Origin of the sequence: Mycobacterium intracellulare ATCC 13950, from assembly GCF_000277125.1 — a bacterium.
GTDB lineage: Bacteria > Actinomycetota > Actinomycetes > Mycobacteriales > Mycobacteriaceae > Mycobacterium > Mycobacterium intracellulare.
The window spans coordinates 3,418,685-3,431,733 of sequence record NC_016946.1 but is presented as its reverse complement, the minus strand read 5'-3'; the positions used below and the strand labels follow the sequence as shown (position 1 = coordinate 3,431,733).

Genomic DNA, 13,049 nt, shown 5'->3' with positions numbered 1-13,049 from the left:
CCGCGCTGACCACCGGTGTTGCGGCACGCGGTGTCGGCGTCGTTATGGTTGAGTCGTGGCTTGCCTGCGCGGGCCGCGCACGCAGGGACGAACATCCAACGGGGGAGGTTGGCATTTGAAATCCATCACATTCGGCAAGACGGGGCTTGAGGTTTCCCGGTTGGCCTTCGGCACCTGGGCGTTCAGCAGCGACTGGGGCCAAGCCGACGAGGACGCCGCGATCACCATGATCCAACGCGCTCGTGACCTGGGGATCAACTTTTTCGATACCGCCCAGCAATACGGGTTCGGGGAATCCGAGCGCATTCTCGGCAAGGCCCTGCGCGACGATTTCGCGCGGGCCCGCGACGAGTTGGTGATCGCCACCAAAGGCGGGTTGCGCAAAACCGACACGGGACTGGTCCGCGACGCCAGCCGCGAGTACCTGCGCAGCGGTGTCGAGTCCAGCCTCCGCGCGCTGGGCGTGGATTACATCGACCTCTACCTGGTCCACTGGCCGGATCCCACGACTCCGGCGGCCGAGACGGGTGAAGCGCTCGCAGAACTGGTGTCGGAGGGCAAGATTCGGCACGTCGGTGTCTCGAACTACGACACGACCCAGATCGAGGAACTTTCGGCCACGCTTCCGGTGGAAGCGGTGCAGCCGCCATACCACCTGTTCCGCCGTGACATCGAATCCGACCTGCTGCCCTATTGCCACGCCCACGACATCGGGGTGATGGTGTACGGACCGCTGGCGCACGGCCTGCTCACGGGAACCATGAAGCCAGACACCAGCTTTGCCGACGGCGACTGGCGCGGCAAGAGTCCGATCTTCACCGGCGAGGATTATCTGCGTAACCTCAAAGTCGTTGATGACCTGAGCCATTTGGCTATCGATCTCGGCGTCACGACGAGCCAGCTGGCCATCGCCTGGACGCTCGCGCAACCCGGCGTGCACACCGCCATCATGGGCGCGCAGCACGTCACCTACCTGCAGGACAGCGCCGGTGCGGCCGACGTCACGCTGACCGACGCGGACCTGGCCGCGATCGAGGACATCATGAAGTCGGCGACGCCGGTCGGCGGCCCGGCCCCCGAGATGCACGAGAAAAAGGCGAGCTGACCAGGGGAGGGCGCCTAGCCCTTCACCAGCTCGCCGACGTGCGCGGTCACCGAATCGGCCAGGGCTTGCAGGTCATAACCGCCTTCGAGCACCGCCACCAATCGGCCGTCGCACAGCATCTCCGCCGATTTCATCAATTCCCTGGTGACCCAGGCGAAGTCGTCGGTCGTCATGGTCAGCGAGCCCAACGGATCGCGCTCGTGCGCGTCGAACCCGGCGGACACGATGATCAGTTCGGGTGAAAAGGCGTGCAGCGCGGGCAGTATCCGGTCGGCGAAGGCGGCGCGCAGTTCGGCGCCGCCGTCGCCGGGCGCCAGCGGCGCGTTGAAGATGTTGCCGACCCCGGTTTCCCGCGCCGCGCCGGTGCCGGGAAACAGCGGCATCTGGTGCGTGGACGCGTAGAGCACGCTCGGGTCGGAGTAGAAGATCTGCTGCGTGCCGTTGCCGTGATGGACGTCGAAATCGACGATGGCGACGCGCATCAGCCCGTGTTTGCGCTGCGCGTGCCGCGCGCCGATGCTGATGTTGTTGAACAGGCAGAAGCCCATCGCGCGCTCGGACTCGGCGTGATGCCCCGGCGGCCGACACGCGACGAATGCGTTCTGCACGTCGCCGGCCAGCACCCGGTCCACCGCCCGCAGCGTGGCGCCCACCCCGCGCAAGGCCGTCTCCCACGTCGAGGGCTCCATCATGGTGTCGCCGCCGTCGAGATAGACGTAGCCGTGCTCGGGGCGCGCCGCCTCGAGCGCGTCCACGTAGCGGTTGGAATGCACGTAGCGCGCGGCGGCAAGCTCGGCCGGCTCGGCCGTCTCGCGCACCAGCGCGTCGAACCGGGGCTGGCGCAGCGCCGCCTCCACCGCGCGATAGCGGTCCGGCCGCTCCGGGTGCCCGGGGGCCGTACGATGCGCGGCGAAGGCGGAGTGGTGCAGCAGCAGCGTGGCCATCAGGGGTCGGGGCCTACTCCGCGGTCCGGTTGCGCAGCCTGTCCAGCAGACCGCGCACCGCGTGCTCGGTGATCGCCAGGGGCGACATCATGGTCTCGCCCACCTTCACCATCTCGTCGATCCGCGCGACGATGGCCTCCACGGGTTCGACCAGCACGATCAGCCGCTTGGCCAGATCGTCCAGGCTGGCCATGGTGCCGTCCAGGTGATCGAGGCCGGCTTCCAGGCGTTCCACCGTGGCGTTCAGCGCCGACAAGGAGCTGCTGAGCTCTTTCATGGTGTTGCTCAAACCGTCGAGGACGTCTTCGACCTGCTCCACCGTCTTGTCGGCGTTCAAGGCGGCCTGGGTGAGCGTCTTGATCCGGCTTCGCTCTTGCCCCCCGCGCACGGTTCTGTCTGCCATGACCGCCATTATGACCCGGACGGGCCGGCCGGGGACCCCATGGTGGGAATCGCGTCAGGCCACGCCGGACGGGTCCGACGGCAGCTTCGACGCGGCGTCCTCGTCGAGCAGCCAGAGCGTGGTCTCTTGACCGATCGCCCCGGCGGCGGGCACCGACACCGGCGCGGCGCCACCGATGGCCGCGGCCGCCGCGTCGGCCTTCCCGGCGCCCGACACCATCAACCAGACTTCGCGGGAACGCGCAATCGCGGGCAGCGTCAAGGTGATTCGTTGCGGCGGCGGCTTGGGGGAGTCGTCGACCGACACCACCATGCGGGTGGTTTCGAGCACGGCCGGGGTGTCCGGGAACAGCGAGTTGATGTGGCCCTCGGGGCCCATGCCCAGCAGGTGCACGTCGAAGCTCGGCACCGGCTGGCCGGGCGCGGCGTTGGCCGCCAGCAGTTGCTCGTAGGCCAGCGCCGCCGCGGCCAGATCGCCGCCGAATTCGCCGTCGCTGGCCGGCATCGGGTGCACCTGGCTGGACGGGATGTCGACATGATCGAGCAACGCGGCCCGCGCCTGCTTGTCATTGCGCTCGTCATCGTCTTCGGGGACGTAGCGTTCGTCGCCCCAGAACAGGTGCACCTTGGACCACTCGATCGGCCGGTCCACCAGCGACCGCAACAGCCCGATGCCGTTGCCGCCGCCGGTCAGCACGACGAGCGCGCGGCCGCGGGCCGCGACCGCCTTCCCGATGGTGTCCGTCAGTCGCGTCGCGGCGGCGTCGACCAGGGCCTGGCTGTCCGGGAAGATTTCGATGCTGGTGCTCACACGTATTGCACTTTCTCAATGCCTTCCAGCGCGGTTTGGTAAATCTCGTCGGGATCCAGGCGGCGCAGGTCTTCGGCGAGGCACTCGCCGGTTTCCCTGCGCGCCAACGGAAGCAGCGCGTCGGGCCGCGACGTCCGGCTCAGCGTGGCCGTCCTGCCTTCTTGCGGGCGGCTCAACACGATGGTCTCGCTGCTGCGCGTCAATTCGATCTTGAGCTCGCCGACCGCCCTGCGCACCGGGCCGTCGATCCGGCTGGCCAGCCACCCCGCCAGGACGTCGAGCGCCGGCTCGGTGGCCAGGCCGGACACCAGCGCCGACTCGATGGGCTCGTGCGGCGTCAAGTCGACGGCCGAGGTCAGCAGCGCCCGCCAGTAGGTGATGCGCGCCCAGGCGAGGTCGGTGTCACCGGCGGTGTATCCCGGCAGCCGGCTCTTGATCGCCGCCAGCGGATCGACCCCGTTGGTCGCGTCGGTGATGCGGCGAATCGCCAACCGGCCCAACGGATCCTGCGCGGGCACCGCCGGCGCGACGTCGGGCCACCAGGCCACCACCGGGATGTCGGGGAGCAGGAACGGGGTGACGACGCTGGCCGCGTGGCCGGACAGCGCGCCCGACAGCCGCAGCACCACGACCTCGCTGGCGCCGGTGTCGCCACCGGCGCGCAGCTGCGCGTCCAACCGGGGCTTGTCCGCGTACGGATTTCCCCTCATCGTGACGATGATCCGGCTGGGGTGTTCGTGGCTCGCGTCGTTGGCCGCCTGCAGCGACTCCTCGAGGATCTCCTCGCTGTCCGGCGCGATGATCAGCGTCAGGACCCGGCCCATCGCGACGGCGCCGACCCTCTCCCGGAGTTCGTCGAGTTTCTTGTTGACCGCGGTGGTGGTGGCGTCCGGCATATCGATAATCATCAGGGCCGCCGCCATTCCCGGCCCGTGCGGTGCAGCATCTCGAACGCGGAGTCCGGGCCCCAGGTGCCCGCCTCGTAAGGCTCGGGCTTGCCACCGGCCGCCCAGTTATCCAACACGGGATCGAGTATCTGCCAAGCCAATTCGACCTCTTCATTGACCGGAAACAGCGACGGCTCACCCAGCAACACGTCGAGGATCAACTGTTCGTAGGCCTCCGGGGATTCCTCGGCGAACGCCGAACCGTAGGAGAAGTCCATGTTGACGTCGCGGACCTCCATCGCGGTGCCGGGGACCTTGGAGCCGAACCGCAGCGTGACACCCTCGTCGGGCTGCACGCGGATCACCATGGCGTTGGTGCCCAGCTCGTCGGTCATGGTCGCGTCGAACGGCAGGTGCGGTGCGCGCTTGAAGATCAGGGCGATCTCGGTTACCCTGCGGCCCAACCGTTTTCCGGTTCGCAGGTAGAACGGCACGCCCGCCCAGCGGCGGGTGTCCACCTCGAGGGTGATGGCCGCGAACGTCTCGGTGGTCGAGTCCTTGGCGAACCCCTCTTCGTCGAGCAGCCCGAGGACCTTCTCGCCGCCCTGCCACCCCGCGGCGTACTGGCCGCGGCTGGTGGTCTCGTCGAGCGGCTCGGCGAGCTGCGTCGCCGAAAGCACCTTGATCTTCTCGGCCTGCAACGCCCTGGGGCTGAAGCTGACCGGCTCCTCCATGGCGGTGAGCGCCAGCAGTTGCATCAGATGGTTCTGGATGACGTCGCGCGCGGCGCCGATGCCGTCGTAATAGCCGGCCCGACCGCCCAGGCCGATGTCCTCGGCCATGGTGATCTGCACGTGGTCGACGTAGTGCGCGTTCCAGATCGGGTCGAACAGCTGATTGGCGAACCGCAACGCCAGGATGTTGCGGACCGTCTCCTTGCCCAGGTAGTGGTCGATCCGGAAGACCGACTCCTCGGGGAAGACGGCGTTGACGGACTGGTTCAGCGCTTGCGCGCTCTCCAGGTCGTGGCCGAACGGCTTCTCGATGACCACCCGGCTCCACCGCTCGCCCTGCGGGCGGGCCAGGCCGGACTTGTGCAGCTGATCGCATACGACCGGGAAGGACTTGGGCGGGATGGCCAGGTAGAAGGCGTGGTTGCCACCGGTGCCCCGCTCGGCGTCCAGCTTGTCCAGTGTCTCGGCCAGCCGGGCGAACGCCTCGTCGTCGTCGAAAGCGCCTGGCACGAAACGGAATCCCTCGGCCAACCGCTCCCAGTTCTCCTCCCGGAAGGGAGTGCGGCAATGTTCCTTGACCGCCTCGTACACCACCTTGCCGAAATCCTGGGTGCTCCAATCCCGGCGGGCGAAGCCCACCAGCGAAAAGCTCGGCGGAAGAAGCCCGCGATTGGCCAGGTCATAGATCGCCGGCATGACCTTTTTGCGTGCCAGGTCCCCGGTGACACCGAAGATGACCATCCCGCACGGCCCGGCGATGCGCGGCAGGCGCTTGTCGCGCTTGTCCCGTAACGGGTTATGCCATTGTTGCGCGGTGCGGGCTGGGCTCATTTGGAGGCGGAACCCAGCTGCTTCTGCGTTTCCTCCAGCAGCTCGGTCCACGAATCCACGAACTTCTCCACCCCCTCGTCTTCGAGCACCACGAAGACGTCGCTCAGATCGATGCCGAGCGCCGACAGTTTGTCGAACACCTGCTGGGCGTCCGCGGCGGTGCCGGTGACGGTGTCGCCCTTGATCACACCGTGATCGGCGACTGCGTCAATTGTCTTCTCCGGCATGGTGTTCACCGTGTTGGGCGCCACCAGTTCGGTGACATAGAGGGTGTCGGAGTAGTCGGGGTTCTTGACCCCGGTCGACGCCCAGAGCGGACGCTGCACCCGGGCCCCGTCGGCCTTGAGCGCCTGGTAACGCTCGCCGCCTTCGAACACCTCCTGGTAGGCCGCGTAGGCCAGCCGGGCGTTGGCCACACCGGCCTGGCCCAGCAGCGCCTTGGCATCCTCGGACCCGATCTTCTCCAGCCGCTTGTCGACCTCGGTGTCCACCCGGGAGACGAAGAACGAAGCCACCGAATGGATCTTGGACAGGTCGTGTCCGCCTTCGCGGGCCTTCTCCATGCCGGCCAGGTAGGCGTCCATCACGGCCCGGTACCGCTCGACGGAGAAGATCAGCGTGACATTGACCGAAATCCCTTCCGCCAGAACGGCGGTGATGGCCGGAATCCCGGCCTCGGTCGCCGGGATCTTGACGAACAGGTTCGGCCGGTCGACGATCTTCCACAGCTCGACGGCCTGAGCGATGGTCTTGTCGGTGTCGCCCGCCAGCCGGGGGTCGACCTCGATGGACACCCGGCCGTCGACGCCGTCGGAGTTCTCCCACTCGCGCGTCAACACGTCGCACGCGTTGCGCACGTCGTCGGTGGTGACGGTGCGGATGGTGGCGTCGACGTCGGCGCCGCGCTCGGCGAGCTCGGCGATCTGGCTGTCGTAGGCATCGCCCTCGGCGAACGCCTTCTGGAAGATCGACGGGTTGGTGGTCACGCCGACGACGCTCTTGGTGTCGATGAGCTCCTGCAGGTTCCCCGACCGAAGCCGCTCCCGCGACAGGTCGTCGAGCCACACGGAAACGCCCGCGGCGCTCAGCGCCGCGAGGTTAGGGTTCTGAGCGGTCATGTGAATTACCCTTTCCTCAGTTATCCACGACTTGTTCCGCGGCGGCAGCGACGGCTTCGGCAGTGAAGCCGAATTCACGGAATAAGGTCTTGTAGTCGGCGGATTCGCCGTAGTGCTCGATCGAAACGATCTTCCCGGTGTCACCGACCAGTTTGTGCCAGCTCTGCGCGACGCCGGCCTCGACGGCCACCCGTGCCGATACCGACGGCGGCAGCACGCTGTCGCGGTAGTCGTCGGGCTGGGACTCGAACCATTCGACGCACGGCATGGAGACTACCCGCGCCACAATGTCCTTGTTCGCCAACAACTTCTGCGCCTTAACGGCGAGCTGGACCTCCGAGCCGGTGGCGATCAGCACCACGTCGGGATCCTGGCCGGCCTCCTCGCCGTCCGAGGCCAGGATGTAGCCGCCGCGGGCGACCCCCTCGGCGCTGGTGCCCTCGAGCACCGGCACGCCCTGGCGGGTCAGGATCAGCCCCACCGGGCCGCTGCCGTTGCCACGGGCCAGGATCGTGCGCCAGGCGTGCGCGGTCTCGTTGGCGTCGGCCGGGCGCACCACCGACAGCTTGGGGATGGCGCGCAACGCTGCGAGGTGCTCGATCGGCTGGTGGGTGGGCCCGTCCTCGCCCAGCCCGATGGAGTCATGCGTCCACACGTAGATGGTGTCGATGTCCATCAGCGAGGCCAGCCGCACCGCGGGCCGCATGTAGTCCGAGAACTGCAGGAACGTGCCGCCGTACGCGCGGGTGGGGCCATGCAGCACGATGCCGGACAGGATCGCGCCCATCGCGTGCTCGCGAACGCCGAAATGCAGCGTGCGACCGTACCAGTCGGCGGTGTAGTCCTTCGTCGAAATGGACGGCGGGCCAAAGGATTTCACGCCATCCATGGTGGTGTTGTTGCTGCCCGCGAGGTCGGCCGAGCCGCCCCACAGCTCGGGCAGTTTCGGTCCCAGCGCGGACAGCACCTTGCCCGAGGCCGCCCGGGTGGCCAGCTCCTTGGAACCCGGCTCCCAGTGCGGGATGTCGGCGTCCCAGCCGTCGGGCAGTTCCTCGGCGGTCAACCGGTCCAGCAGCGCCTTGCGGTCGGGCTCGCGCTGCACCCACGCGTCGAAATCCGCCTGCCACTTCTCGTGCGCTTCCTTGCCGCGATCGACCAGCTTGCGGGTGTGGGCGATCACCTCGTCGCGCACCTCGAAGTTCTTGTCCGGGTCGAAGCCGAGGATCTGCTTGACGGCGGCGACCTCCTCGTCGCCCAGCGCCGCGCCGTGCGCCTTACCGGTGTTCATCAACTTCGGCGCGGGATAGCCGATGATGGTGCGCAGCTCGATGAACGACGGCCGGTCGGTGACGGCCTGGGCGGCCGCGATGGCCTCCTCGATGCCCACGACGTTCTCGCCGCCCTCGACCCTCTGCACGTGCCAGCCGTAGGCCTCGTAGCGCGCGGCGGTGTCCTCACACAGCGCGATGTTGGTGTCGTCCTCGATCGAAATCTGGTTGTGGTCATAGAAAACGATGAGGTTGCCCAGTTGCTGGACGGCCGCCAGCGACGAGGCCTCCGAGGTGACGCCCTCTTCGATGTCCCCGTCGGAGGCGATCACGTAGATGAAGTGATCGAACGGGCTGGTGCCCGGGGCGGCGTCGGGGTCGAACAAACCGCGCTCGTAGCGTGCGGCCATCGCCATGCCGACGGCGGACGCCAGGCCCTGCCCGAGCGGACCGGTGGTGATCTCAACGCCTTTGGTGTGGCGGAACTCCGGGTGCCCGGGCGTCTTGGATCCCCAGGTGCGAAGCGACTCGATGTCGGAGAGCTCCAGGCCGAAACCGCCCAGGTACAGCTGTAGGTACAGGGTCAGGCTGCTGTGTCCGCACGACAGGACGAACCGGTCGCGGCCCAGCCAGTAGGTGTCGCTGGGGTCGTGGCGCATCGTCCGCTGGAACAGCGTGTACGCCAGCGGGGCCAGGCTCATCGCCGTCCCGGGGTGGCCGTTGCCGACCTTTTGCACCGCGTCGGCCGCCAGCACCCGAATGGTGTCGACGGCGGCCGAGTCGAGCTCGGACCAGTCGTCCGGGAGGTGCGGTTGGGTCAGCGTGGAGATCTCTTCGAGTGTCGTCACAGACTCAGTCCTTGGGTCATCGAGCTGATCAATCCCACCCTAGTGCGGGAGGGCCGGCTCTTGCAGAGCAGGATTTCGGGTACCCGCGGCCGGCAGGTGAGAAAATTACGCGCCCGTCGAAAGCCCTTAACATTCAGTTCGGAAAACTGGGAAAAGTCTGCGGGAACCGACCCACGGGCGGGGCATCGCCGCCACTCGGTCTACCATCGTCTGTAGTAGATGCTGCGCGCCGCTGCGACCCCGAGGAGTTATTGCGTGAGCGTTCGCGGGCGCGCCGCGCCGAGCCGATTGCCAAGCCGGGTGCGAGGCACGGTGCTGGCGTATCTGGCGCTGACCAAGCCGCGGGTCATCGAGCTGCTGCTCGTGACCGCGATCCCGGCGATGCTGCTCGCCCAGCGCGGCACGGTCAACCCGCTGCTGATCGTCAACACCTTGATCGGCGGCATGCTGGCCGCCGGGGGCGCCAACACGCTGAACTGCGTGGCCGACGCGGACATCGACAAGGTGATGAAGCGCACGGCGCGCCGGCCGCTGGCGAGGGCCGCGGTGCCCACCCGCAACGCCCTGGTGCTCGGGCTGGTGCTGACGGTCGGATCGTTCTTCTGGCTGTGGTGGACGACCAACCTGCTGTCGGGGCTGCTGGCCCTGGCGACGATCGCGTTCTATGTGTTCGTTTACACACTGCTCCTCAAGCGCCGCACCTCGCAGAACGTCGTGTGGGGCGGTGCGGCCGGCTGCATGCCGGTGATGATCGGTTGGTCCGCCGTGACGAACACGATCGGCTGGCCCGCCCTGGTGATGTTCGCCATCATTTTCTTCTGGACGCCGCCACACACCTGGGCGCTGGCGATGCGCTACAAGGACGACTACAAAGCGGCGGGCGTCCCGATGCTGCCGGCCGTCGCGACCGAGCGCCAGGTGACCAAGCAGATCCTGATCTACACCTGGCTGACGGTGCTGTCCACCCTGGCGCTGGCGCTGGCGACGGGCTGGCTGTACGCGGCGGTCGCCGTGGTGGCCGGGGTGTGGTTCCTGGCGATGGCGCACCAGCTGTACGCGGGGGTGCGCGTCGGTGAGCCGGTCAAGCCGCTGCGGTTGTTCCTGCAGTCGAACAACTACCTGGCGGTGGTGTTCTGCGCGTTGGCGATCGACTCGGCCATCGGGCTGCCGCACCTGTTCTGACGATCTGGGGCCGCCACTCGGGTGCCGCCAGTCACTTGGGCCACTCCCGTCTCTCCGAGAGAGTGGACCGCGAATGCCCACCTCCCCGCGACAATCGCCCGGCCCGAGTAGTTGCAACCCACACCACGGCGAGTAACGGCAACCCACCACGGCGAGTAGCGGCAAACCCACCACGGCGAGTAAGGGCAACCCCACCGCGCCTAGTAACGGCAACCCCACCAAGGCGGGTAACGGCAACCCCACCGCGCCTAGTAACGGCAACCCCACCACGATGCGTTGTCGCTCGGAGGTGGGCAAAACGCCCATCCCTTCCGCGGCGAGACCAATGTGACCCCTGTGACTCGACAGCCCTCAGGGCACCAGCACGATCGAGCCCGTGGTCTTGCGGCCATGCAGGTCCTCGTGGGCGCGGGCGGCATCAGCCAGCGGGTAACGCCCGCCCACCTCGACGGTGATGTCGCCACGGGCGATCGCGGAGAACAATTCCTCTGCGCGCCAGCTGAATTCCTGCCCGGTGCGGACGAAGTGCGCCAGCGACGGCCGGGTCAAAAACACGGAGCCGGCGGCATTGAGCCGCTGCGGATCGAACGGCGGAACGGGCCCGCTGGCCGCGCCGAACAGCGCGAGCGTGCCCCGCACGGCCAGGCTGGCCAGGCTGGCGTCGAACGTGGTCGCCCCCACGCCGTCGTACACCGCGGCCACCCCGGCACCGTCGGTCAACGCCCGGATCCGCTCGCCGAACTCGTCGGCGTCGTCGGGGTAGGAGAGCACCTCGTCGGCGCCGGCCTTCGCCGACATCCGCGCCTTCCCCGGGGTCGAGACCGTCGTGATCACCCGCGCGCCGAGCAGGTGCGCCCACTGCGTCAGGATCAGTCCGACACCGCCCGCGCCGGCGTGCACCAGCACCGTGTCGCCGGCCTGCACCGGATACACCGACTTCAACAGGTAATGCGCGGTCAGCCCCTTCAGCAGCGCCGAGGCCGCCACGTCGGCGGGAACGCCGTCGGGCACCGACGCGGTGAAAGACGCTGGGGCGGTGGCATATTCGGCATAACCGCCGGAAGCCGTGGCAGTGACCACCCGGTCGCCCGCGGTGAACCCGTCGACGCCCTCGCCGGTGTCCACCACCGTGCCGCTCGTCTCCTGGCCGAGGATGAACGGCAGCTGGCGCGGGTACTGGCCCGAGCGGAAATACGTGTCGATGTAGTTGACGCCGATGGCCTCGGCCTCGATCAGCACCTCGCCCGGGCCGGGGGAGGGTTGCGGCGTATCGACGTAGCGCAGCACCTCGGGGCCGCCGGTTTCGCTGACTTCGATTGCGTGCATGTGCTTATCATGCCCGGGCATGAAGCTCGCTCGTCCGGACGTCTTCCATCCCCGCATCGTGCTGGCGGGGCCCGGCGACGACCCCGACGACGCGGGGCTGGTGCCCGCGCTGCGCCGGCGTGGCCTGCACGCGCGGTGGCTGTCCTGGGACGACCCGGGGACCGCCCAGGCCGACGTGGTGATCCTGCGGGCCGCCCCGGTCGGGCCGGGCCGGCGCGACGAATTCCTGGCCTGGACCCGCCGGGTGCGCCACCTGCTCAACCCGCCCGACGCCATCGCCTGGAATTTCACTGAGCGCTATCTGCGCGATCTCGCGGACGACGGGATCCCGACGGACCCTGGCGCGACGGCCCGCTCGACGTTGATCTTTCTCGGCGGGGAGCGATCCCACGCCTGGCCGGGCGAGCCGGAGTTCGAGTCCTGGGACCTCGCCTATGCCGCGCTGGCGGCGGCCGCCGAACGCGCCGGGGTCGGCGCGCGGGAGCTCCTCTACGCGCGCGCCGACGTGGCGGGGGACCGGTTGGTGAAGCTGGATCTCGTTGCGCCGCAGCTGGGTTGGCGGCACGTGGACGCCGCCACTCGCGAGCTCGCGCAGCGCCGGTTCGCGGTGGCGGTCGAGTCAGGCTGCGAGCGGCTCGGGCTCGGCCCGTTCTCGCATCGACGCCCATAGCGCCGCGGTGGCGGCGGTGGCCGCGGCGGCCCCCGCCACGTGCAGGGCGACGAGCGCCGCCGGGACGCCGGTGTAGTACTGGGCGGTGCCGACGGCGGCCTGCGCACACAGCAGGACGAGCAGCACCCCGAGCCGCCGCAGCACCGGGCGGGTCGCACGCACCGCCAGCAGCCCGAAGCCCAGGCCCACGACCAGCGCGAGGTAGGCGACCAGCAGCGAGGAGTGCACGTGCACCAAAGTGGCGACTTCGACCTTGAGGCGCGGCACGGTCCGGGTGGCGCTGCGGTCACCCGCGTGCGGGCCGGCGGCCGTCACCAGCGTGCCGGTGACCAGCACCGCGGCCAGGTTCACGCCCGAGAGGGCGGTCAGCGCGCGCAGCGGCGCGGGGATCAGTACGCGCACGGCTCCGTCGTCGGGCTCGCCGATCTTGACGTAGAGCAGCACCGCGAGCCACACCATCGTCATCGACGTCAGCAGGTGGATGGCCACCGTCCACCACAGCAGCCCGGTGCGCACGGTGATGCCGCCGATGACCGCCTGGACGACGGTCGACACCGGCATCAGCCACGCATACACCAGGACCTCGCACCGTCGGCGGGCCCGCGTCACCGCGAGCACGGCCAACGCCGCGGTGATCACCACGGCGAAGGTGACCATCCGGTTGCCGAACTCGACGGCCTGGTGGATGCGCGGCACCTCGGCGTGGGCCACCGGGACGAAGCTGCCCGGAAAGCATTGCGGCCAGGTGGGGCAGCCCAGCCCCGAGGCGGTGACGCGCACGATCGCGCCGGTGATGGCGATGCCGCCCTGGGTCAGGATGACGGCCGCGGCGATCAGCCGCTGGACGCGCAGACTGGGATTGGGGAGCAGGTCCACCAGCCGCAACAGCGTTCGTCCAAGCACGGCCCGATCCTAAGGCACCG

The 13,049-nt window shown here is 68.7% G+C and carries 12 protein-coding genes; 3 read left to right on the top strand and 9 right to left on the bottom strand.

The genetic code is table 11. From position 1 onward, the window contains the following. The first annotated feature begins 115 nt into the window (after positions 1-115). Positions 116-1,105, top strand: a complete 990-nt coding sequence (locus tag OCU_RS40400) for an aldo/keto reductase (protein ID WP_009951912.1) — start codon at positions 116-118, stop codon at positions 1,103-1,105. A gap of 14 nt (positions 1,106-1,119) precedes the next feature. On the opposite strand, the gene OCU_RS40395 is transcribed toward OCU_RS40400, so the two are convergent. The 7 genes from OCU_RS40395 to tkt are packed head-to-tail and all read right to left on the bottom strand — an operon-like array spanning position 1,120 to position 8,948. After that, a complete protein-coding gene (locus OCU_RS40395) occupies positions 1,120-2,049 on the bottom strand; it encodes a histone deacetylase family protein (protein WP_014380459.1) in 930 nt (309 codons plus the stop codon). Between the two features lie 13 nt (positions 2,050-2,062). Continuing rightward, a complete protein-coding gene (locus tag OCU_RS40390; RefSeq protein ID WP_009955772.1) occupies positions 2,063-2,461 on the bottom strand; it encodes a hypothetical protein in 399 nt (132 codons plus the stop codon). Between the two features lie 45 nt (positions 2,462-2,506). Then, the gene (pgl, locus tag OCU_RS40385) at positions 2,507-3,262 is read right to left on the bottom strand and encodes a 6-phosphogluconolactonase (RefSeq protein WP_009955770.1); all 756 of its coding nucleotides are present in this window, start codon (positions 3,260-3,262) and stop codon (positions 2,507-2,509) included. Continuing rightward, a complete protein-coding gene (gene opcA, locus OCU_RS40380; RefSeq protein ID WP_008258116.1) occupies positions 3,259-4,170 on the bottom strand; it encodes a glucose-6-phosphate dehydrogenase assembly protein OpcA in 912 nt (303 codons plus the stop codon). Before opcA ends, pgl begins: the two co-directional genes overlap by 4 nt. After that, positions 4,170-5,714: a glucose-6-phosphate dehydrogenase gene (gene zwf / locus OCU_RS40375; protein ID WP_009955768.1), complete on the bottom strand. Its 1,545-nt coding sequence runs from the start codon at positions 5,712-5,714 to the stop codon at positions 4,170-4,172. Before zwf ends, opcA begins: the two co-directional genes overlap by 1 nt. Further along, positions 5,711-6,832 carry a transaldolase gene (gene tal, locus OCU_RS40370; protein WP_041787075.1) on the bottom strand — a complete coding sequence of 374 codons (1,122 nt, stop codon included), beginning with the start codon at positions 6,830-6,832 and terminating at the stop codon, positions 5,711-5,713. Before tal ends, zwf begins: the two co-directional genes overlap by 4 nt. A gap of 16 nt (positions 6,833-6,848) precedes the next feature. Further along, a complete protein-coding gene (gene tkt, locus OCU_RS40365) occupies positions 6,849-8,948 on the bottom strand; it encodes a transketolase (RefSeq protein ID WP_014380456.1) in 2,100 nt (699 codons plus the stop codon). A 255-nt stretch (positions 8,949-9,203) separates the two neighbouring features. Here tkt and OCU_RS40360 point away from each other — a divergent pair, with 255 nt between their 5' ends. Further along, positions 9,204-10,130 (top strand): heme o synthase, encoded by a 927-nt coding sequence (locus OCU_RS40360; RefSeq protein WP_008258105.1) that lies wholly within the window; start codon positions 9,204-9,206, stop codon positions 10,128-10,130. A 351-nt stretch (positions 10,131-10,481) separates the two neighbouring features. Here the strand turns inward: OCU_RS40360 and OCU_RS40355 are convergent, their stop codons facing one another. Continuing rightward, positions 10,482-11,456: a quinone oxidoreductase family protein gene (locus OCU_RS40355; RefSeq protein WP_014380454.1), complete on the bottom strand. Its 975-nt coding sequence runs from the start codon at positions 11,454-11,456 to the stop codon at positions 10,482-10,484. Positions 11,457-11,475: 19 nt separating this feature from the next. Here OCU_RS40355 and OCU_RS40350 point away from each other — a divergent pair, with 19 nt between their 5' ends. After that, positions 11,476-12,126, top strand: coding sequence for an ATP-grasp domain-containing protein (locus OCU_RS40350; protein WP_020188574.1), 651 nt, complete (start codon positions 11,476-11,478; stop codon positions 12,124-12,126). Here the strand turns inward: OCU_RS40350 and OCU_RS40345 are convergent. Continuing rightward, complete coding sequence (locus OCU_RS40345) at positions 12,076-13,029, bottom strand: COX15/CtaA family protein (protein ID WP_014380453.1); 954 nt, start codon at positions 13,027-13,029, stop codon at positions 12,076-12,078. The two genes, OCU_RS40350 and OCU_RS40345, sit on opposite strands and share 51 nt — an antisense overlap. Positions 13,030-13,049 lie beyond the last annotated feature (20 nt).